The 21,557-nt window shown below is 71.0% G+C and carries 18 protein-coding genes; 13 read left to right on the top strand and 5 right to left on the bottom strand.

All coding sequences use genetic code 11. The features are described from left to right. The 4 genes from ABGB18_RS15675 (at position 1) to ABGB18_RS15660 (ending at position 7,106) form a co-directional block, all read left to right on the top strand. Positions 1-1,149 carry an anhydro-N-acetylmuramic acid kinase gene (locus tag ABGB18_RS15675; RefSeq protein ID WP_347696204.1) on the top strand — a complete coding sequence of 383 codons (1,149 nt, stop codon included), beginning with the start codon at positions 1-3 and terminating at the stop codon, positions 1,147-1,149. Then, positions 1,146-2,240 (top strand): serine hydrolase domain-containing protein, encoded by a 1,095-nt coding sequence (locus ABGB18_RS15670; RefSeq protein WP_347696203.1) that lies wholly within the window; start codon positions 1,146-1,148, stop codon positions 2,238-2,240. The genes ABGB18_RS15675 and ABGB18_RS15670 overlap by 4 nt, the downstream gene beginning before the upstream one ends. Next, complete coding sequence (locus ABGB18_RS15665) at positions 2,237-3,826, top strand: ABC transporter ATP-binding protein (RefSeq protein WP_347696202.1); 1,590 nt, start codon at positions 2,237-2,239, stop codon at positions 3,824-3,826. Before ABGB18_RS15670 ends, ABGB18_RS15665 begins: the two co-directional genes overlap by 4 nt. A gap of 289 nt (positions 3,827-4,115) precedes the next feature. Next, positions 4,116-7,106 (top strand): glycoside hydrolase family 38 C-terminal domain-containing protein, encoded by a 2,991-nt coding sequence (locus ABGB18_RS15660; RefSeq protein WP_347696201.1) that lies wholly within the window; start codon positions 4,116-4,118, stop codon positions 7,104-7,106. Here the strand turns inward: ABGB18_RS15660 and ABGB18_RS15655 are convergent. Then, entirely contained in the window at positions 7,103-8,089 is a 987-nt protein-coding gene (locus ABGB18_RS15655; RefSeq protein ID WP_347696200.1) for an ROK family transcriptional regulator, read from the bottom strand. The genes ABGB18_RS15660 and ABGB18_RS15655 overlap by 4 nt on opposite strands. A 77-nt stretch (positions 8,090-8,166) precedes the next feature. Between ABGB18_RS15655 and ABGB18_RS15650 the strand changes: the two genes are divergently transcribed. Genes ABGB18_RS15650 through ABGB18_RS15640 form a run of 3 tightly spaced genes read left to right on the top strand, consistent with a single transcriptional unit; the run spans position 8,167 to position 11,254 of the window. Beyond that, positions 8,167-9,522, top strand: a complete 1,356-nt coding sequence (locus tag ABGB18_RS15650; RefSeq protein WP_347696199.1) for an extracellular solute-binding protein — start codon at positions 8,167-8,169, stop codon at positions 9,520-9,522. Further along, positions 9,519-10,436: a sugar ABC transporter permease gene (locus ABGB18_RS15645; RefSeq protein WP_347696198.1), complete on the top strand. Its 918-nt coding sequence runs from the start codon at positions 9,519-9,521 to the stop codon at positions 10,434-10,436. The genes ABGB18_RS15650 and ABGB18_RS15645 overlap by 4 nt, the downstream gene beginning before the upstream one ends. Beyond that, complete coding sequence (locus ABGB18_RS15640) at positions 10,433-11,254, top strand: carbohydrate ABC transporter permease (protein ID WP_347696197.1); 822 nt, start codon at positions 10,433-10,435, stop codon at positions 11,252-11,254. The genes ABGB18_RS15645 and ABGB18_RS15640 overlap by 4 nt, the downstream gene beginning before the upstream one ends. A gap of 5 nt (positions 11,255-11,259) precedes the next feature. Here ABGB18_RS15640 and ABGB18_RS15635 read toward each other — a convergent pair whose 3' ends face one another. From ABGB18_RS15635 to ABGB18_RS15625, 3 genes are all read right to left on the bottom strand, one after another. Further along, positions 11,260-11,766: a hypothetical protein gene (locus ABGB18_RS15635; RefSeq protein WP_347696196.1), complete on the bottom strand. Its 507-nt coding sequence runs from the start codon at positions 11,764-11,766 to the stop codon at positions 11,260-11,262. Positions 11,767-11,919: 153 nt separating this feature from the next. After that, the gene (locus tag ABGB18_RS15630; RefSeq protein ID WP_347696195.1) at positions 11,920-12,936 is read right to left on the bottom strand and encodes a nitrilase-related carbon-nitrogen hydrolase; all 1,017 of its coding nucleotides are present in this window, start codon (positions 12,934-12,936) and stop codon (positions 11,920-11,922) included. After that, a complete protein-coding gene (locus ABGB18_RS15625; RefSeq protein ID WP_347696194.1) occupies positions 12,937-13,374 on the bottom strand; it encodes a DUF3598 family protein in 438 nt (145 codons plus the stop codon). A 111-nt stretch (positions 13,375-13,485) separates the two neighbouring features. On the opposite strand from ABGB18_RS15625, the gene ABGB18_RS15620 reads away from it, so the two are divergent. Further along, positions 13,486-14,091, top strand: coding sequence for a VOC family protein (locus ABGB18_RS15620; protein ID WP_347696193.1), 606 nt, complete (start codon positions 13,486-13,488; stop codon positions 14,089-14,091). 381 nt (positions 14,092-14,472) lie between these two features. Here the strand turns inward: ABGB18_RS15620 and ABGB18_RS15615 are convergent, their stop codons facing one another. Next, a complete protein-coding gene (locus ABGB18_RS15615; RefSeq protein ID WP_347696192.1) occupies positions 14,473-16,143 on the bottom strand; it encodes an endo-1,4-beta-xylanase in 1,671 nt (556 codons plus the stop codon). A 367-nt stretch (positions 16,144-16,510) separates the two neighbouring features. Between ABGB18_RS15615 and ABGB18_RS15610 the strand changes: the two genes are divergently transcribed. The 5 genes from ABGB18_RS15610 to ABGB18_RS15590 all read left to right on the top strand — a co-directional run bounded on the left by ABGB18_RS15610 (position 16,511) and on the right by ABGB18_RS15590 (position 21,520). Beyond that, positions 16,511-18,172, top strand: a complete 1,662-nt coding sequence (locus ABGB18_RS15610) for a class I adenylate-forming enzyme family protein (RefSeq protein WP_347696191.1) — start codon at positions 16,511-16,513, stop codon at positions 18,170-18,172. Between the two features lie 280 nt (positions 18,173-18,452). Beyond that, complete coding sequence (locus tag ABGB18_RS15605) at positions 18,453-18,860, top strand: hypothetical protein (protein WP_347696190.1); 408 nt, start codon at positions 18,453-18,455, stop codon at positions 18,858-18,860. 21 nt (positions 18,861-18,881) lie between these two features. Continuing rightward, positions 18,882-19,238, top strand: a complete 357-nt coding sequence (locus tag ABGB18_RS15600; RefSeq protein WP_347696189.1) for a nuclear transport factor 2 family protein — start codon at positions 18,882-18,884, stop codon at positions 19,236-19,238. 169 nt (positions 19,239-19,407) lie between these two features. Next, the gene (locus tag ABGB18_RS15595; RefSeq protein WP_347696188.1) at positions 19,408-20,709 is read left to right on the top strand and encodes an MFS transporter; all 1,302 of its coding nucleotides are present in this window, start codon (positions 19,408-19,410) and stop codon (positions 20,707-20,709) included. A 196-nt stretch (positions 20,710-20,905) separates the two neighbouring features. Beyond that, complete coding sequence (locus ABGB18_RS15590) at positions 20,906-21,520, top strand: Uma2 family endonuclease (protein WP_347696187.1); 615 nt, start codon at positions 20,906-20,908, stop codon at positions 21,518-21,520. The last annotated feature ends 37 nt before the right edge of the window (positions 21,521-21,557 follow it).

Raw genomic sequence — 21,557 nt, 5'->3', positions numbered from 1 at the left:
ATGATCTCCGGCACGTCGCACGACGGGATCGACGTGGCCGTGGTGGACTTCGAGCGGGACGGGAGCGTGCTGCGGGGACAGGTCGGGCACACCGCGAGCACGCCGTATCCGGGCGGGTTGCGGGCCCGGCTGATCGCGGCGCTGCCGCCCGCGCCGACCACGCTGGCCGAGGTGTGCGTGCTCGACACGCTCATCGGGCAGAGCTTCGCCGCCGCGGCGGCGGAGGCCATCGAGCGGGGCGGCCCCGTCGACCTGATCGTGTCCCACGGGCAGACGGTGTTCCACTGGGTGGAGGGCGCGCACGCGCTGGGCACGCTGCAGATCGGGCAGCCCGCGTGGATCGCGGAGCGGACCGGGACGCCGGTGCTGTCGGACGTGCGGATCCGCGACATCACGGCGGGCGGGCACGGGGCGCCGCTGGTGTCGGTGCTGGACGGGCTGCTGCTCGGCGCGTACGAGGGCGGCGCGGGCGCGCTCAACCTGGGCGGCATCGCGAACATGACCGTGGTACGCGGCGGCTCTCTCTACGCCTACGACATCGGCCCGGCGAACGCGCTGATCGACGCCGTGGTGACCAGCCGGGTGCTGCACCCCCGCGGCTTCGACGAGGACGGCCGGATCGCGGCCGCGGGACAGGTGGACCCGCGGCTGCTGGAGGTGCTGCTGGACGAGCCGTACTACGGGCTGGCGGCGCCGAAGAGCACCGGTAAGGAGCTGTTCCACCTCGGCTACGTGACGGCGGCGCTGGCCGGCGCCGGGCACGAGGTGGGGGACGCCGACCTGGTGGCGACGCTGACCGAGCTGACCGTGCGCACGGTCTCCAGGGACGTGCTGGCCGCCGGGATCGACACGCTCGTCGTCTCTGGCGGCGGCTGCCGCAACCCGGTGATCATGGAGGGGCTGCGGGCGGCGCTGCCCGGCGTGCGCGTGGCGCCCTCCGACGACTTCGGCGCCCCCGCCGACGACAAGGAGGCCATCGCCTTCGCCCTGATCGGCTGGCTGAGCGCGCACGGCCTGCCGGGGACGGTGCCCGGCGGCACCGGCACCGGCGGCGCACGCGTCCTGGGCACGCTGACGCCGGGCGCCGGGCCGCTCGTCCTGCCCGAGCCGGTCGTCGAGCCCCCGCGCTCCCTGGTGCTGACCCGATGAGGCCGGCCCGTCCCCCCGCCCCCGCCCCCGCCCCGCCCGCGTCCCGGGCGGTGGGCGTGGACCGGCCGCCCGGTCTGGTCATGGCCGCCCGGGCGCCCTGGTTCGAGCTCACCGAGTGCACCGGCCACCGCACCGTGCGCCTGGTGGGCGGCGTGCTGGCGGGCGAGGCGCCCATGACCCTGGACACCCACCACGACCTCGCCTCGGTGACGAAGGTCATGGCCACCACGACGGCGCTCATCCGGCTGGTGTCCGACCGGCTGGTGGATCTGGACGCGCCGCTGAGCGCGTACCTGGCGCGGTCGTACGCGGCGATCACCGTACGGGACCTGCTGCTGCACCGGGGCGGGCTGTGGGAGTGGTGGCCGCTGTACGTCCAGCCGGTGCTGCCGCCCCCGCGCTACCGGCCAGGCCGCGCGCGGCACTACTCCGACCTCGGTTTCATCCTGCTCGGCCGGATCGTCGAGGCCGTCACCGGGCTCGGCCTGGACCGGGCCGTGGCCGAGCTGGTCACCGCGCCGCTCGGCCTGGACGCGACCGTCTACGCCGCCCCCGCCGGGCCCGACGTGGCCATGGGCGCCCTGGACGACCGGGTCGAGATGACCATGCTCGACACCGGGCGGCCCTACCCCGTCCCCTACCGCAGCTCCGACTTCGCCCGCTGGCGGCGCGGGCCGGTGCTCGGGCAGGTCGCCGACGGCAACGCCCATCACGCCCTCGGCGGCGTCTCCGGGCACGCCGGGCTGTTCTCGACGGTGCCCGACCTGCTGCGGTACGGCCTGGCGCTGTCCCGGTACGAGGAGCACGACCACCTGTGGCGGCCCGAGGTCGCCGAGGAGTTCTTCACCCCCGGTCCCGACCCGGAGCAGGCTCTCGGCTTCCGCATGTACGCCCTGCGGCTGGCGGGCGAGACCGTCACCGTGCTCGGCCACCCCGGCTACGTGGGCTGCGCGGTCGGGTTCGTGCCCGGCCGCGACGTGGCGCTGGCCCTGGCGAGCAACCGCCTGCTGGTGGACGGCACACCCACGCCCACCGAGGACCTCTGGCACGACCTGCTGGACGCCGCCGGACAACGATCGAGGACCGCATGACGCCGCTCCTGGAGATCCGCGACCTCTCCGTCGCCTTCCGCGTCCGCAAGCAGGACGTCCCCGCCGTCACGAACGTCTCCATGGAGATCCTGCCCGGCCAGACCGTCGCGGTCGTCGGCGAGTCGGGGTCGGGCAAGTCCACCACGGCGGCCGCGGTCAACCGGCTGCTGCCCGGCAACGGCCGGATCACCGGCGGCCAGGTGATCTTCGACGGGCGTGACCTGGCCACGGCGAGCCGGCGCGAGATGACCGCGATCCGCGGCGCGGGCATCGGCCTGGTCCCGCAGGACCCGATGTCGAACCTCAACCCGCTCATGCGCATCGGCGACCAGATCGCCGAGGCGCTCGAAGTGCACGGCGTCGCGGCCGGGAGGAGCGCGCGGGCGCGCGCGGTGGAGCTGCTGGAGCTGATGGGCCTGCCCGACGCGGCCCGGCGGGCCGGGCAGTACCCGCACGAGTTCTCCGGCGGCATGCGGCAGCGGGCGCTGATCGCCATGGGGCTGGCCTGCCGGCCGAAGCTGCTCATCGCCGACGAGCCGACCTCCGCGCTGGACGTGACCGTGCAGCGGCGCATCCTCGACCAGCTCGGCCGGCTCACCGCCGAGATGGGCACGGCGGTCCTCCTCATCACCCATGACCTGGCGCTGGCGGCGGAGCGGGCCGACGTGGTGGCCGTCATGTACCGGGGCGAGATCGTCGAGACGGGCCCGGCGGCCGGCATCCTGGGCGAGCCGGCGCACGAGTACACCCGGCGGCTGCTGCGGGCCGTGCCGAGTCTGTCGTCCGTACGGGTGCGGAAGCCGCCGGAGCCCGCCGGGGACCTGGCCGTGGCGGAGGACCTGAGCAGGGTCTTCCCGCTCAGGGGCGGCGGGCCGGAGATCACGGCCGTGGCCGGGGTCTCGTTCGGCATCCCGCGCGGCCGGACCGTGTCGATCGTGGGCGAGTCCGGCTCGGGCAAGTCGACGACCGCCAACCTGCTGCTCGGCCTGGACCGGCCCACCTCGGGCAGCATCCGCTTCGACGGGACGGAGCTGGCCGGGCTCGGCAGGCGGGAGCTGTTCGCCTTCCGCAGGCGGGTGCAGCCGGTGTTCCAGAACCCGTACGCGTCGCTGGACCCCCGCTACCCGGTCGGGAAGTCGATCGCCGAGCCGCTGCGCGTGCACCGCGTCGGCGGCCCGGCCGAGCGCGCGAAGGCCGTCGCCGAGCTGCTGGAGAAGGTGGCGCTGCCGGCGTCGATGGCCGAGCGGCTGCCGCACGAGCTGTCCGGCGGCCAGCGCCAGCGGGTGGCCATCGCCCGGGCGCTGGCGCTCTCGCCCGAGCTGGTCGTCCTCGACGAGGCCGTCTCCGCCCTCGACGTGCTGGTCCAGGCGCAGATCCTGGAGCTGCTGGCCGAGCTGCAGCGGGAGCTGGGGCTCAGCTACCTGTTCATCAGCCACGACCTGGCCGTGGTACGGATGATCTCGCACGCGGTGCACGTCATGCGGGACGGGCGGATCGTGGAGAGCGGCACCGCCGAGGAGATCTTCGACCACCCCGGCCACGACTACACCCGCGAGCTGCTCGCGGCCATCCCCGGTCACCGGTAGGAGCCGCCCCGGCGCCCTCGTCCCGCCGCCCCGCCCGGGTCCGGCGGGTGGCCTGATCCACTGGCGGCCAGGCGTCGGCCCGCTCCCGGGGAGTGGGCCTCCTGCGGCTGGGGGGCCTCCGCAGGAGGCCGCCCACGATCATTCGGTGGGCCGATGTGATGGTAAGGAATAGGCCGGAGGAGGGGGAGGCCCAATGACGTTCTGTGGTTCCTGTGGTGCCGTGTGTAGGTCAAGGGTGCCGGCTGATCCCAAAAGCTGATTTATCATCGGGTTTTCTAAGGAGTCTCTGATGCATGACGACCGTGACCTGGTGGAAGCCCGGCTGAGGCGGGTGCTGAACGAGCGGATCCGACCGGCCGTCTATCCCGAGTCGGTGCCACTGGACGTCGGAGTGTGGCACGCGCCGGGCGAGCCCGTACCGGTGGACGAAGGGCTGGCCGCGACGCCCGAGCCGGCCGCGGCGGGCCAGGTGTGGGGGGCGCCGTGGGGCACGAGCTGGTTCACGGTCACCGGCACGGTGCCGCGGGAGTGGGCCGGCAGGACCGTGGAGGCCCTGCTCGACCTGGGCTTCGACCAGAACATGCCGGGCTTCCAGTGCGAGGGCCTGGTCTACCTCCCCGACGGCACGCCGGTGAAGGGCCTCCACCCCCGCAACCAGTGGGTCCGCGTGGCCGCCCCCGCCGCCGGCGGCGAGCGGGTCGAGCTGCGCGTCGAGGCCGCCGCCAACCCGATCATCTTCGGCCCCGTCCCGTTCCAGCCGACGCCGCTGGGCGACAGGGCGACGGCGGGCGACGAGCCGCAGTACCGGATCGCCCGGATGGACCTGGCCGTCTTCGACAAGACGGTCTGGGAGCTGGTGATGGACCTGGAGGTGGTGGGTGAGCTCATGCACGAGCTGCCGGTGGACGGCGCCCGCCGCTGGGAGCTGCTGCGGTCGGTGAGCCGGGCGCTGGACGCGGTGGACCTGCAGGACGTCAACGCGACGGCAGCGGCCGCCCGCGCCGAGCTGGCCGCGGTGCTCGCGGCCCCGGCGGTGCCCTCGGCGCACCGGATCAGCGCGGTCGGGCACGCGCACATCGACTCGGCCTGGCTGTGGCCGCTGCGCGAGACCGTACGCAAGGTGGCCCGCACCGCCGCCAACATGACCGCGCTGCTGGAGGACGAGCCGGACTTCGTGTTCGCCATGTCGCAGGCGCAGCAGTGGGCGTGGATCAAGGAGCACCGGCCCGAGGTGTGGGCGAAGGTGACCAAGGCGGTGGCCACCGGCCGGTTCGTCCCGGCGGGCGGCATGTGGGTGGAGTCCGACACGAACATGCCCGGTTCCGAGGCGATGGCCCGGCAGTTCGTGCACGGCAAGCGGTTCTTCATCGACGAGTTCGGCATCGACAACGACGAGGTGTGGCTGCCGGACACGTTCGGGTTCGCGGCCGGGCTGCCGCAGATCATCCGGGCGGCGGGGTCGAAACGGCTGCTCACGCAGAAGATCTCGTGGAGCCAGACCAACACGTTCCCGCACCACACGTTCCTGTGGGAGGGCATCGACGGGTCGCGGGTCTTCACGCACTTCCCGCCGGTGGACACCTACAACTGCTCGATGACCGGGCGCGAGCTGGCGCACGCGGCGCGCAACTTCAGGGAGAAGGGCGTGGCGCGGCACTCGCTGGCCCCCACGGGGCTGGGCGACGGGGGCGGCGGCACGACACGCGAGATGGTGGCCAAGGCCGCCCGGGTGCGCGACCTGGAGGGTTCGGCCGCCGTCACCTGGGAGACGCCCGCCGCCTTCTTCGCCAAGGCCGAGGCTGAGCACCCGAACCCGCCGGTCTGGGTGGGTGAGCTCTACCTGGAGCTGCACCGCGCCACTCTCACCAGCCAGGCCAGGACCAAGCAGGGCAACCGCCGCAGCGAGTCCCTGCTGCGCGAAGCCGAGCTCTGGGCCGCGACGGCCGCCGTGCGGACGGGCTCGGCCTACCCGTACGCGGGCCTGGACCGGATCTGGAAGACGATGCTATTGCACCAGTTCCACGACATCCTGCCCGGCTCGTCGATCGCGTGGGTGCACCAGGAGGCCGCGAAGACGTACGCGGCGGTGGCGGAGGAGCTGACCGCCATCATCGAGGCCGCCCAGCGCGCGCTGGCCGGGGAGGGCACCGGAACCCTGGTCTTCAACGCGGCCCCGCACACCCGGCACGGGGTCGCGGCCGGAGCCGCCGCCCCCGCCTCGGCCGAACCGGCGGCCGCGGCGCGCCCCCGCGCCGAGGGCGGCTACGTGCTGGACAACGGGGTGCTCAGGGTGGAGATCGACACCCGCGGCCTGGTGGTGTCGGCCTGCGACCTGGCCGCCGGCCGCGAGGCGGTCGCCCCCGGCCGGGCCGCCAACCTGCTGCAGCTCCACCCCGACCTGCCCAACAAGTGGGACGCCTGGGACGTGGACGAGTTCTACCGCGCCACGGCCACCGACCTGACCGAGGCCGACGAGGTGAGCCTGGACGGCGGCTCGGTCCGGGTCACCCGCTCGTTCGGGTCGTCGCGGGTGCGGCAACTGCTCACCCTGTCCGGCCGGCGGCTCGACATCGAGACCGAGGTCGACTGGCACGAGACGGAGAAGTTCCTCAAGCTGGCCTTCCCGCTGGACGTGCACGCCGACCGGTACGCCTCCGAGAGCCAGTACGGCCACGTCTTCCGCGCCACCCACACCAACACCAGCTGGGAGGCGGCCAAGTTCGAGGCGTGCAACCACCGCTTCGTGCACGTCGGGGAGCCCGGCTGGGGCGTCGCCCTGGTCAACGACTCGACCTACGGCCACGACGTCACCCGGGACGTCGGCGGGTCCGGCACGACCACGGTCGTGCGCGTCTCGCTGCTGCGCGCCCCGCGCTTCCCCGACCCGGAGACCGACCAGGGCAGGCACCGCTTCCGGCACGCGCTGGTGCCGGGCGCGGAGATCGGCGACGCGGTCCGCGAGGGTTACTTCGTCAACCTGCCCGAACGCCGCGTGCCCGGCGACACGCCGGTGGCGCCGCTGGTCTCGGTGGACGACGACGCGGTCGTGGTGACGGCGGTCAAACTGGCCGACGACGAGAGCGGCGACGTGATCGTACGCTTCCACGAGGCCGGGGGCGGCCGGACCCGGGCGACGCTCACGCCAGGCTTCCCGGTCGCCGAGGTCGTCGCCACGGACCTGCTGGAACGCCCGATCGAGGAGCCCCGGCGGCACGAGGGCCCGATCCCCGTGACGCTGCGGCCGTTCCAGCTCGTCACGCTCCGGATGAAGCGCGCCTAGACACTGAGGAGGGTGTCCAGCCGGGGCGCGTAGGTGGCGTGGAACACCAGCGAGGCCGCGCCGATGGCGGCGGCGTCGGCCGCGATCGGCGAGGTCCGCACCCGCACGACGTGCAGCCGCCTGGCCAGCGACCTGCCCGACACGGCCCGCGCGATCACCTCGCGGTAGATCTCGCCCACCTCCCTGAGCGCGGGCCCGCCGAGCACGAGCAGGTCGATGTCCAGCATGTTCACCACGCTCACGGCGGCGACGGCCAGCCGCCCCGCCACCCGCTCGATCACCTTCCGCGCCGCCGGCTCGCCCTCGGCGGCCCGCGCGCAGATCGCGGCATGCGTGAGCTTCCCGCCCATGGCCGCCTCGATGGCGCTCGGGCAGCACACGGCCTCCACGCATCCCCGGTTGCCGCAGTAGCACTCGGGCCCGTCGGGTTCGTGCTCATGCAGCAGGCTCTTGATCGGCACCTGGTCCCATCCCGGCAGCCGCGGCGGCGAGACCATCACGCCCTGCCCGTCCAGCGGCCCGGGACAGGCCAGGCCGACCCCCAGCACCTTCCCGTCCGGCACCTCCGCCTCCCGCAGGATCCGCCGCGCGGACCTGGCCATCTGCCGGATCACCGCCTCCGGGCCGGCCCCCGGCCGCACCGGCAGGCGCAGCCGGGTGACCGGCCGCCCCGCCAGATCGGCCAGTACGCAGGAGATCTCCTGGGGATCGAAGTGCACCCCGACGGCGAACCCGGCCCGCGCGTCCACCCGCAGGATCGTGCGCCGCTTGCCACCGCTGGACGGCGCCGACCCGTCCTCGACGACCAGCCCCTCCCCGAGCAGCCGCCGCACGATGACGGAGACGGTCTGCGCGGTCAGCCGGGTCCGGGCGGCGATCTGGACCCGGCTGATCCCGTCGGAGGCCTGGATCGCCTCCAGCACGACGGCCCGGTTGTAGCCGGCGACCCTGGGCAGGTTGGTGCCGAGCTGCATGTGAGCCATGTCACCACAGAGTGTTGACTTAGTAAATCAACCAGATTTACGTTCTCGGCAACCCGATGGAAACAGGGGAGGCCGTGATGATACGTAGGCTGGCCGGTTCGCTCCTGCTGCTGACGGCCGTCGCAGGCTGCGGCGCCGACGCCACGCAGGAGTCCTCCGGCGGCAAGGAACTCGAGGTCCTCTACAGGGTCGAACCGACGTGGCCGCATCTGGAGAAGATGCTCACGGCCGCCGAGAAGCAGTATGAGAGCACCCACCCGGGCATCACCGTCAAGCTCACCCCCGTCCAGGGCCACCCCGAGGCGTACTACACGAAGCTCGCCCTGCTGAACCGCTCCCCGGACTCCGCCCCCGACATCTACTACCACGACACCTTCCAGGTCAACGCGGACGTGGCGGCCGGCAAGCTGGCCCCGCTCGACGACTACCTGGCCGCCTGGCCCGACTGGGGCACCCAGTTCCCCGACTCGGTCAAGCAGGCCGCCCGGGGCGGGGACGGCAAGACGTACGGCATCCCGATCAGCACGGACACGCGCGGCCTCTGGTACCACAAGGACGTCTTCGCCAAGGCCGGCCTGCCGGTCCCCTGGGAGCCCAAGACCTGGAACGACGTCCTCACCGCCGCCCGTACCATCAAGCAGAGGCTGCCGGACGTGGTCCCGTTCAGCATGTACTCCACGAAGGCGCACGGCGAGGCGGCGACCATGCAGGGCTTCGAGATGCTCCTGTACGGCACGCCCGGTGGCACCCTCTACGACGACGCCCAGCGGAAATGGGTGGCCGGCGGCCGGGGCTTCACCGACGCGCTGTCCTTCGTCAACACCATCTACCGGGAGGAGCTCGGCCCGAAGCAGGCCGACGCGCACAACCTCAGGCTCTATGACAAGACGGCGTTCGAGTGGTTCCCCGCCGCCAGGCTCGGCATCTCCCTGGACGGCGCGTGGGCGTCCGCCGCCTGGCGGCCGACCGGCTCCAAGCCGTGGCCCAAGTGGCAGGACAAGATCGGCTGGGCGGCCATGCCCACGCAGAACGGCCAGGAGCCGGGCGCGGTCAGCATGTCGGGCGGCTGGGTCATCGCGATGAGCGCCTACTCCCCGTTCAAGAAGGAGGCGTTCGACTTCATCACGGTGGCCACCAACAAGGAGAGCTCCATGGCGTACTCGGTGGGCACCGGCGACCTGACCCCGCGCAAGGACGTGGCCGCCGATCCCGCCTACAGCGCCGACAACCCCAGCATCAAGTTCTTCACCGACCTGGCCGCGGTGACCCACTACCGCCCGGCCTACGAGGCCTACCCGAAGGTGTCGGCCCAGATCCAGGAGGCGATGGAGGCGGTCACCACGGGCGCGCGTACGCCCGAGGAGGCCACGGCCGCCTACGTCAAGGCGCTGCCCGCGGCCGTCGGCGGCGCCGACAAGGTCCTGTCCAGGTGACGATCACCACCGCGCCCTCGCCCCCGCCCGTGACGAGCCCGCCCGCGCGCGGCCCGTCACGGCGCGGCCCGGCGCGCCGCCTCCTCCCGCTGGTGCCCGCGCTCGTCCTGCTGGCGCTGTTCCTGGCGGGTCCCGTGCTGTGGTCGGTGTACGTGGCCTTCACCAACGAGACCCTGACCGGCTCGGCCTCGGTGCACTCGCGGTTCGTGGGCCCGGCCAACTTCGTCAAGCTCTTCGGCGACCCGAACTTCCTCAACTCCTTCCTGCTCACGTTCGTCTTCGTGATCGGCTCGGCCGTCATCGGCCAGAACACGCTGGGCCTGCTCATCGCCCTGCTGCAGCGCGGCCGGACCCGGGTGACCCGCAGCGTCGTCAACGGCGTGGTCATCGCCGCCTGGGTGATGCCCGAGATCGTGGCGGCGGCCTGCTGGTTCTCCTTCCTCGCCGAGGACGGCACGCTCAACACGGTGCTCGGCCTCTCCCAGGAGTGGCTCTACACGGCGCCCATGGTCGCGGTGATCCTGGCCAACATCTGGCGCGGCACGGCCTTCTCGATGCTGGTGTATTCGGCCGCCCTGTCGGAGGTCCCCACCGACCTGGTGGAGGCCGCGGCCGTGGACGGCGCGGGCCCCTTCCGCCGGCTGCTGCACGTCACCCTGCCGCTGATCCGCAGATCCATCATGGCCAACCTGATGCTGATCACCCTGCAGACGCTGGCCGCCTTCGGCCTCATCTATGCGCTGACCGGCGGCGGCCCGGGAACGGCCAGCCAGACCACCCCCCTCTACATGTACGAGCAGGCGTTCCGCTACTTCGAGATCGGCTACGGCTCGGCCATCGCCCTGGTCATGCTGCTGATCGGTGCCCTGTTCTCCCTGATCTACCTGCGCCTGATCAAAGTGGAGGACGCATGACGAGACCGGCCGCCCGGACCGCGGCGTCGCTGGCGCTGCTGCTCATCGCGCTGGCCTTCGCGGGCCCGTTCCTCTGGATCCTGATCGCCTCGGTCCAGCCGGCGGCCACCCTGGCGGCCACGATCACACCGGCCTTCTCGCTGGACAACTTCAAGGCGGTCCTGACCTGGGAGACCACCATCCTCCCGCTGATCAACTCGGTCGTCATCTCCGGCGCCACGGCGGTCCTGACGGTCCTGGTGGCGGGCCTGGCCGCCTATCCCCTCTCGCGTTACCAGCTCCGCTTCCGCCGCCCCTTCATGCTGACCCTGCTGTTCACCACCGGCCTGCCGGTGACGGCGATCCTGGTCCCGGTCTACGCGATGTTCTTCCGCTTCAACCTGTACGGCTCGGTGCCGGCGATGGTGCTCTTCCTGACGGCGAGCTCCCTGCCGTTCTCCATCTGGATGATGAAGAACTTCATGGACGGCGTGCCGGTGAACCTGGAGGAGGCCGCCTGGGTCGACGGGGCAGGCTGGTTGCGCTCCCTGACCTCGGTGGTGGGCCCGCTGATGGCGCCGGGGACAGCGGTCGTGGCGATCTTCGTGTTCGTCGGCCAGTGGGGCAACTTCTTCGCGCCGTTCGTGCTGCTGGACACCCCGGAGAAGCAACCGGCCGCGGTCACGATCTACACCTTCTTCTCCCAGTACGGCCAGGTCGCCTACGGCGAGCTGGCCGCCTTCTCCATCCTCTACACGGCCCCGGCCGTGGTCCTCTACGTGGCGGTCAGCAAGTATCTGGCCGGCTCCTTCAACTTCGCCGGCTCCGTGAAAGGCTGACGCGACTAGCGGATCTTGGACAGGTCGATCAGGTAGCGGTCGTCGCCGATCCGGTAGCTGAGGAGCCGGCCGGCCCGCTCCATGAACGGCAGGAAGGCGACGATGCCCTCCGGCGTGCGGCCCAAGGAGCCCGACTTGCCGCTGACCAGGTCATACAGGCCGACGCCCGCTGGTGCCCCCGTACCGTACGTCGCGACGTAGAAACGGTCCCGCGCCGGTGTTCCCACCAGGGTCAAGCTTCCGCCCACCCACTTCTGTCCTGAGCCGTCCCGCTGCCGCAGGAAGCTCTCGCCGTCCGAGGTCTGGCCCAGGCAGTGGGTCACGCCGCATTCGCGCATGTGCTCGCCGGGGCGGACGACGGCCGTCCTGGTCTCGCCGGTCTCCACGTTGCGAATCCGCTCGAACCGCGGCCCGGCAGGGGGCTCACCGGTCTCCGCCTTGCGGATCCGCTCGAACCCACGGCCCGGTGGGAGCTCGCCCCACTTCCCGGCGTCACCACCGTCGAGCGACACGGCCCAAAGGTGCGCGACCGAGTTCCTCGTCGCGGTCCACCAGACGACGTGCCCGCCGCCCGTCGTTGTCTCACCTCCGAGAGGAGCCGGATGCGAAAACCGTTGCATGCGGGACACAGGCGAGATCCCGGCGCCCCCTGACCGGGCACTCCGTCAGCTCTGGCCGTACAGACGGGTGATCGTCTCCGCCTGCCTGGCCCGGAACCACGCCCGGTCCCGTGGCCCGGCCGACAACCCGTCCGGGTGCTCCACGTCGTGCCGGGCGTACTCCTCGGCCCACAGGCCGGTCTTGACCCGGCTCAGCAGGTTGCCCATCCCGGGCCGCCGCCGCAGCCGGCGCAGCGCCGCCACGTCGAGCTCCGCCGCGGCCACCAGCGACTCGCCCGCGCCCGCCTGGGCCAGCACCCGCCCCTGGGCGTCGATCACCTCGGAACCCCCGTTGGTGGAGTCGCCGGGGATGGCGATCCCGGCCAGGCCGCCGCTGTTGGCCGACACCACGTAGGCCAGGTTCTCCACGGCCCGGGCCCGGCGGGCGATCGCCTTCGGCGTCAGCACCGGCGAGGAGGCCTCGGAGGTAGGGTGGCAGAACACCTCGGCGCCGCGCAGCGCCAGGGCGCGCGCCAGCTCGGGCATCAGGATCTCCTCCGAGGCGACCACCGCCAGGTTGCCGATCTCGGTACGCGCCACCGGCAGCACCCCGTCGATCCCGTAGATCTCCAGGTAACGCTCCCACACGTCATACGGGGTGGGCGTGAACATCGAGTGCAACCGCCGGTAACGCAACACCGCCTCCCCGCCCGGGGAGAAGATCACCGACGCCTGGAAGTACAGCTCAGGGAAGTGCTCGTCGCGCTCGTACGCGTTCACGCACAGGAACACCCCGTGCCGGACGGCGACCCCGGCCAGTTCACGGTATTCGGGACCGTCCGGATCGAGCGCCACCCCCGCCCGCCACTCGGCGAACCCCTCTCGCATCGGGAACCCGGTCAGGACGTATTCCGGCAGCACCACCAGCCGCAGGCCGGGCCCGAGCCACGCCTTCGACCCCCCGACCCGCTCATCGATCCGCTCGACGGCCGTCATGATCGCGCCCCGCGGATCCGCGACCCCGTTGACCGCCCTGGTCTCCAGTTGCAGCGCCAGAGCAGTGAAGTCAGGCAAGCCGGACATTCAGCCGACTCTCCTCTCGTCGATCAGCGTTCGCCGTACGCACTCGCCGTCCTTGATCCACTGCCAGACCCGGCTGCGCGACCTGCCGTCCTCGCTCAGCACGATCATCTCGTAGAGCCGCAGGTCCTGCCCCTTGTAACGCCAGGTCAGGTAGATGGTGCCGGCGTCCAGCTCGCGGAACTCGCCCTCCAGCCGCTCGGTGTCGAACCGGCACCGCCCGTCGCCGAGATAGGTGCCGGGGAACTCGTGCACCTCGGTCCGCCCGTCGTCCCAGGTGTAGCGGTTGGTCTGGTGATAGGTGGTGTCGTCCACGATCGCGCAGGTCATCCGGACGCGGTGGCGGTCGAGCAGGGTCCCGTCACGCCCGAGATGGCGGTATTCGCCCTCCCACTCGCCCTCGTGGCGCGCCAGCAGCGGCATGTCGGCACGAAGTCCCATCCGCCCGCTCCTTCGTCCGGCGTACCTGATGATCCAACCTACAACGGCGCCGAACGGGGCGGCAGAAACCGGTGGCTTACCACAAGTAATTGAAAGGCGTACGTTTGACGCATGGCTGCGACCCCAGACACGGTGCACTGGCGCGGCGTGCACCACCTCGCCCTCGTGACCGCGGACATGGACGCCACCGTGCGCTTCTGGCACGGGGTCCTCGACGCCCGTCTCGTCACCACCCTCGCCGTCCCGGCGTTCAGGCACTACTTCTTCGAAGTGGCGCCCGGCAACACCATCGCCTTCTTCGAGTACGCCGACCAGCCGCTCGACACCTTCGCCAAGCCGGCCGGCGTCCCGTACGCCAGGGCGGCCCAGTTCGACCACCTCTCCCTGCACCTGCCGGACGAGGACGCGCTCATCAGGCTGCGCGACCGGCTCAAGGCGCACGGCTGCGAGGTCACCGACGTGGTCGACCACGGCTTCCTGCGCTCGATCTACTTCAGCGACCCCAACGGCATCGCCCTGGAGGCCTCCTGGTGGACCGTCGACCCGACGGGCCGCCCGGTGGACTACACCGACGAGCGCCTGTTCGCCGACCCCGACCCGGTGCCCGCCGTACGCGAGCTCCGCGACGACGGCCACCTCCACCACACGGTCGCCACCCGTCTTGTGGACGGCATCATCGAAGACCTCGAACGAGAGGGCATCACCCTGAAACCTTGACCAGGCCAACCCCATGGGCCGGACCGGCCACCCTCAGTTGGCGCCGTCTACGAGGCCCAGATAACGACCAGGACACCAGCCACGACAAGCCCCGCGGCGGCCACCGAGGAAAGCGAACTACGCTGCGTGCGACGCGGTTTGCCCGGCCTCATGTGCTTGCTCACGCTCTCGATCACCGATCGCGAGCACGGCCCAGGCGACGGCGATGAATACCAGCGGCATTAGAGCCGCAAACGTGACATTCATGATGCGCCCGATCATGCCGAAGGCGACAGGGCAACGGCAAGTAGCGCACCCTGACGTCAGCGGCTGTCGTACTCGGCTCCCGGTGAGGAGGATCCCCTGGGGACGGGCCGCCCCAGGGGATTCCGGTCCGAGCCTCTACGCGCAGGTGTATCCGGGCGGGGTCTGCGTGTTCCCGTTCGGCCTGCTCGCCTGGAAGCCGAAGCTGGTGCTGCCGCTGGGCGCCAGGTTGCCGTTGTAGTTGGCGTTCCGGGCGGTGACGGTCTGCCCGCTGACGGTCACGACGGCGTTCCACGAACCGGTCACCGTGTGCCCCGCGGGCAGCGTGAACGTGACGGTCCAGCCGCTCTTGGCGGAGGTGCCGGTGTTGGTGACGGTCACGGGCTGCACGACGTACCCGCTGCTCCACTGGGTCTGTACGGTGCCCACGGCCGTGCAGCCGCCACCTGGACCGGGGCCGCCACCGGTCGTGGTGGTGAAGGTGGTCGCCGGGGAGTTGCCGGACAGGTTCCCGGCGCCGTCACGCGCCCGCACGTACACCTGGTACTGCGTGTTGGCGCTCAGCCCGGTCAGGGAGATCGAGTTGGTGCTGGACTGGCCGAGCAGCGGGTCGGTGGTGCCCTGCTCGCGGTAGACGTTGTACCCAGCCAGCCCGCTGCCGCCGCTGTCGGTCGAGGCGGACCAGGTGAGGCTGGCCGAACTGCCGGTGACGTTGCTCGCGCTCGGCGTGCCCGGGGTGGTCGGCGGCGTGGTGTCGGTGCTGGTGCCGCCGGCCAGCGCGTCATGCACGGCGGTGTAGGACGGCTTCTGCTCGTAGTTCTCGTTGTAGATCAGCGCGGCGCCCTCGCCGGGGAAGGTGTCGCCCACCCAGGAGTATCTGTCGGTGAAGCCCCAGATGGTGATGCCGGCGCAGGCGGTGACGGCCAGGCAGGCGTTCACGACGTTGCGGTAGTAGGTGGCCTGGGTGGTGTCCTTGGTGGCGTCGCGCGGCATCTGCATGCGCACGTCCAGCTCGGTGATGCGCACCTGGACGCCCAGGTCGGCGAAGCGCTGCAGGTTCTGCTGCACCTGGCCGGGGAAGCCGTACTGGATGGCGAGGTGTCCCTGGATGCCCACGCAGTCCACCGGCACGCCCTGCTGGCGCAGCGAGGAGACCAGGTTGTACATCGCGGTGCTCTTGGCGTTGATGCCCTCGACGTTGTAGTCGTTGATACACAGGCGCGCGTTGGAGTCGGCCGCCCGCGCGGCGCGGAAGGCGTCGGCGATGTAGCTCGAACCCAGGGTGTTGTACCAGAAGGACGTGCGCATGTTCCCGTTGTCGTCGAAGACCTCGTTGACGACGTCCCAGGACACCACGGCGGCGTTGTCGGCGTAGCGGCCGACGACCTGGCTGATGTGGTTCTGCATCGCCGTGCGCATGGCGGTGGCGCCCAGGCCCTGCACCCAGCCCGGCGTCTGGCTGTGCCAGACCAGCGTGTGGCCGTGGACCTGCTGGTTGTTCTGGGTGGCGAAGTTGACGATGGCGTCGGCGCCGGAGAACGTGAACTGGCCCTGGCTGGGCTCGGTGGACTCCCACTTCATCGCGTTCTCGGCCGTGACCTGGTTGAACTCCTGCCCCGCTATCGTGCGGTACTGGGTTTCGTTGGAGAGTGGGCCGGTGGCGAGCGCCGTACCGATGAACTTGCCCCGGCTGGCCGCGTGCGTGCGCAGCGGCCCGGACGCTTCAGCCGAGGTGGCGGGCACGAGGAAGGCTACGAGCATCCCCAGCAGCGTGAGGACTCTGAGGAGCGAGGACGAACGCACGGACATCTACCTCCGGAGGCAGGCACTCGATCCGAAAGTTTCGATCCCGGCTGGTGTCAAGGACCGTATCGCCGACGTTATTGATCGGTATGTGCACGGTCAATGCCAGCCCTCTCCCAGCCCCAAAGCAGCAGTTGATAGCCAGAAACTATCGGTCTGAAAATGAAACTTTCACATCCCTTGATCAGCTCCGGCCGCTCCGCAACATTGGTAACCGGCCATTCCGGAAAGGAGGCGAGCCGATCGGTGGACAGGGCGAACAACCAGGGTAGACCTCCCTACATATGGCCATTTGTCCTGCTCTAGCGCGACGTACCGGCCGGTCGGTATCGTGATTCATCCGGAATGATCCTCTACAGCGGGAGTTCTGCGTATGTCCCTGTCGCACGCCCAGGCCCAGGCCCAGCTCACCGGACCAGGCCAGCTGTTCGAGATGGAGGAGATCGGCGACACCGGGGTACGCACGTGGAAACACGCTCCCGCCCACTTCCGCGCCCTGCTGGAGATGAGCAGGTTCCACGGCGAGCAGGTCTTCCTCGTGTACGAGGACGAGCACGTCACGTTCGAGGACCACTTCCGCCGCGCCGCCACCCTCGCCAACCGCCTCGTCGAGGACTACGGGGTACGCAAGGGCGACCGGGTGGCCGTGGCCATGCGCAACTACCCGGACTGGGTCGTCTCGTTCTCGGCCGCGCTCGCCGCGGGGGCCATCGCCGTACCGCTGAACGCCTGGTGGACGGAGGCCGAGCTGGCCTATGCCGTGCGCGACTCCGGCGCCAAGGTGCTGATCGCCGACGGAGAGCGCGCCGCCCGGCTGGCCCCGACGGGCGTGCCGCTGATCGTCACCCGGGGTGAGGTGCCCGCGGGCGCCCGCCACTACGACGAGGTCATGGGCGAGGTCACCGCCGACGTGAGACTCCCCGAGGTCGAGCTGTCCCCCGAGGACCCGGCCACGATCTTCTACACCTCCGGCACGACCGGCCACCCCAAGGGCGCCCTGGGCAGCCACCGCAACCTCGGGCAGTCGCCCATGACCGTCTCCTACGGGTTCGTGCGGGCGCTCGCCATGGCGGGCAAGGACCTCTCGGCCGCGACCGGGACCCGCCGGATCACACTGCTGACCGTGCCGCTGTTCCACGTCACGGGCTGCTTCTCGGCCCTGACCACCACGATGTTCACCGGCGGCGGCCTGGTGCTCATGTACAAGTGGGACCCCGAGCAGGCACTGCGCCTCATCGAGCGGGAGAGGGTCACGGCGATGATCGGCGTGCCCACGAACGCCTGGCAGCTCATGTCCCACCCCGACTTCGGCAAGTACGACCTGTCGTCCCTGTCCACCCTCGGCTACGGCGGCGCCCCCGCCCCGCCCAAGCTCCTGGAGCGCATCACCACGAACCTGCCCGACCGCGCCCCCTCCAACGGCTACGGCATGACCGAGACGACCGCCCTGGCCATCGGCAACGGCGGCGCCGACTACCAGGCCAGGCCCGACAGCATCGGCCGCCCGACGGCCGTGGTGGACGTGCGGGTGGTCGACCCGGCGGGCACCGAACTGCCCCCCGGCGAGGTGGGCGAGCTGGTCGTACGCGGCCCGAACGTCATCATGGGCTACTGGAACAAGCCGGAGGCGACGGCACAGACGTTCGTGGACGGCTGGCTGCACACCGGCGACCTGGCCAAGATCGACGACGAGGGTTTCGTCTACATCGTGGACCGGGCCAAGGACATGGTGATCAGGGGCGGCGAGAACGTCTACTGTGCCGAGGTGGAGGCGGCCCTGTTCGAGCATCCGGCGGTGGACGACGCCGCGGTGATCGGCGTACCGCATGACGAGCTGGGCGAGGAGGTCGGCGCCGTCGTCCGCCTGGCGCCCGGGCAGTCGGCGACGGCCGCGGAGTTGCGGGCGTTCCTGGTGGACCGGATCGCCAAGTTCAAGGTCCCGGTGCACGTGTGGTTCCGCGAGGGGGAGCTGCCCCGCAACCCCGGCGGCAAGATCCTCAAGACCCGCCTCCGCCGCGAGATCCTGGGCGGCTGACCCCCTCCCCAAGCCCGCCCCGCCCCCGAGCACGTGCTCGCACGCCACCCCACCCGAGCACGTGCTCGCACGCCACCCCCGCCACACACACCGGAGGCGGCCGCCACCACCTGACCGACCGACTGTGCCCACCGTCACACCAGGGACATCTCCCCTGGTAGAACCCCTTGTCGCGGCACTCACGCGCCGCTCCTTTATCTGACGCGTAATCGCGGCCCCTACGCCGCGGCTGACATCTTTCACATGTCAGCACGAACCGCGTCACCGAAAGGGGCCCGACGTGACCGCCCTCCCGATCATCACCGACCGCACGAAGTCGCTGCGTCTCGTGCTGGCCACGGATGCCGTCGTCACCGCCGCCAACGGGCTGGTGTACCTCGCCCTGGCCACCCCCGTGAGCGAGCTGCTGGGCCCCGGTGCGGGACCGCTGCGCGCGATCGGCGCCGGCCTCCTGGTGTACGGCGCCGCGGTGGGCCTGCTCGCCCGCCGCCGCCCGATCCCGCCGTCCCTCACCTGGGCGATCATCGCGCTGAACATCCTCTGGCCGCTGGCCGGCCTCATCACGCTGGTCACCGGCGCCCTGGACCTCACCACGGCCGGCACCCTCTGGACCATCGTCCAGGCCCTGGTGGTGGCCGCCTTCGCCGAGCTCCAGTTCATCGCCCTCCGCAAGACCCGAACCCGCTGACACAACCGAAGGAGATAGATCATGACCATCATCGACCGCTACATCGCCGCCTGGAACGAGACCGACCCCGAGGCCCGGGCGAAGGCGGTGGCCGAGGTGTGGACGGAGGACTGCACGTACACCGACCCCCTGGCCGACGTGACCGGGCACGCCGCGATGGCCGCGGTGATCGAGGGTGCCCAGGGCATGTTCCCGGGCCTGGTCTTCACGCCGGGCGAGGTGTACGAGGCCCACCACCACATCGCCCGTTTCACCTGGCACCTGGGCCCGGCGGGCGGGGAGCCGGTCGCCGTCGGCTTCGACGTGGTGGAGCTGGCCGAGGACGGCCGCATCCGCAGGGTCCTGGGCTTCCTGGACAAGGCCCCGGCCGCCGCCTGACCCCCTCGCCCCCACCACCCTCAGGCCCCCGCGTCCCACGGGGGCCTGAGGTCATCCCGGCACCCCATCCCCGCACCCGACCCGGCACCCATCCCGGCACCCATCCCGGCGGCTCATCGCGGCAAAATGGTTTGCCCACCCCATCGCCACCACGGGAAAATCGGGTTCCGTGCCCGGCCAACTGAAGCGGCTCGTCCGCCAGCTCTCCATCGACGTCAGCCCCCTGAGGGACTCACGCGACTACCGCCTGCTCTTCACCTCGGGTGTCATCACCATGTTCGGCACCATGATCACCATGGTCGCGGTGCCGTACCAGATGAAGCAGTTGACCGGCTCCTACCTGGCGGTCGGCCTGGTGAGCCTGGCGGAGTTCCTGCCGATGGTGGTGTGCGGCCTGTGGGGTGGCGCGATCGCGGACGCGCTGGACCGCCGGAAGATCATCGTCTTCAGCGAGCTGGGCCTGCTGGCGACCTCGACGGCCCTCATGGTCAACGCACTCCTCCCCGACCCCCAGATCTGGGTCCTGTACGTGCTGGGCGCGATCGCCACCGGCATCACCTGCCTGCAACGCCCGAGCCTGGAGGCCGTGTTCCAGCAGGTGGTCAGGCACGACCAGCAGGCCGCGGCGGCCGTGCTGTCCAGCATGCGGTGGAACTTCGGCGCCATCGTGGCCCCGGCCCTGGGCGGTCTGCTGGTGAGCACGTACGGCCCGGCGCCGGCCTACGGCCTCGACTCACTGAGTTTCGTGCTGTCCCTCGTGCTGCTGTGGCGGATCCGCTCGCTCCCGACCGCCGAGGACGCCGCACCGGCGTCGCTGAAGTCCCTGATGGAGGGCATGCGCTATGCCGTGGGCCGCCGCGACCTGATGGGCACGTACCTGGTGGACATCGCGGCGATGGTGTTCGCGGTGTCGACGGCGTTGTTCCCGTTCCTGGCCGACGAGCTGCACGCGCCCCAGGCCCTGGGGCTGCTCTATTCGGCCGCCGCCGTGGGCGCCTTGATCGCCTCGGTCACCGGCGGCTGGACGACCCGCGTACGGCGCCACGGCCTCGGCGTGGTCATCGCCGCCACGGCGTGGGGCACGGCGATGGCATTGACCGCCCTGGCCCCCAACGTCTGGCTCCTCTTCGCCGGCCTGGCACTGGCCGGAGCCGCCGACATGATCAGCGGCATCTTCCGCATGACCATGTGGAACCAGACGATCCCCCAGGAGCTGCGCGGCCGCCTGGCCGGCATCGAGCTCCTCTCCTACGCCAGCGGCCCGATGCTCGGCGACACCCGCGCCGGCCTGATGGCCAACTTCGGCGGCACCCGCTTCGCCCTCGGCGCGGGCGGCCTGCTCTGCGTCGCCGCCGTCCTGTCCCTGAGCGCCGCCCTCCCGAAATTCCGCGAGTACGACGCCGGCACCAGCGAACACGCCCTGGCGGAGCAGGCCCGCAGGGAAGCAGCCGCCCAGCGGACCCCCGCCTGACCAGCCCGGTCCTCGCCGCGGCGAACATCCGCAACGCCTCGGCATCGGAGTAAACGCTGGTCACATGGTCGGCGACGAAGCCCCGACGTCCTCGCAGGAGCCCCGCCGCACCGGGCCGTTGTCCGCAACCGACGAACACCACCGCGTATGCGCCCGTTCACCTGGCGTGAGCGGACTAGATTGGTAGCGTTGATGCGTGACGGCCGAAGCGGTGATCCCGACGATGACGACTCCTTCGCTGCCCGACTGGGTCTTCCCGCCACCGGGGGGCTTCGTCGCCGAGGACCTCGATCACATTCCGGATTTGCCCGCGCACACAGAGTTGATCGATGGAAGCTTGGTCTTCGTGAGCCCCCAGCGACACTTCCACCAGACGGTCATCTTCCGCCTGCACGTCCAGCTCGAAGACCTCGTGCCGCCAGGCCACGAAGTGCTCCAGGAGATGAGCGTCAAGCTCGGACAACAGCAGCGTCCGGAGCCCGACCTCATCATCGTGGGCCCCAAGGCGGTCATCGGCCAGGAAATCACCTGTTTCCGAGCCGAAGACATCGTGCTCGCTGTCGAAGTGGTCTCACCCGACTCCGCGGTGCGCGATAGGGAGCGCAAGCCTGTCCTCTACGCGAAGGCGGGGATCCCTCATTACTGGCGGATCGAGGAGATCGACGGCAAGCCCGCCGTCTTCGTCTACGAAATCGATCCCGCCACCATGTCCTACGTGCTCAACGGCGTCCATCACGACAGATTGAAGCTCGTGGTCCCCTTTGACATCGACATCGACCTGACCACGCTCTACAGGTCCCGGACCCGCTGAGGGGCCGACACGGCACCCGCCGTACCGGCCCCCAAGC

Origin of the sequence: Nonomuraea sp. B12E4, from assembly GCF_039871825.1 — a bacterium.
Classification (GTDB): Bacteria; Actinomycetota; Actinomycetes; order Streptosporangiales; family Streptosporangiaceae; genus Nonomuraea.
The sequence above is the reverse complement of the archived record's forward strand: the minus strand, read 5'-3'. Positions and strand labels throughout refer to the sequence as shown.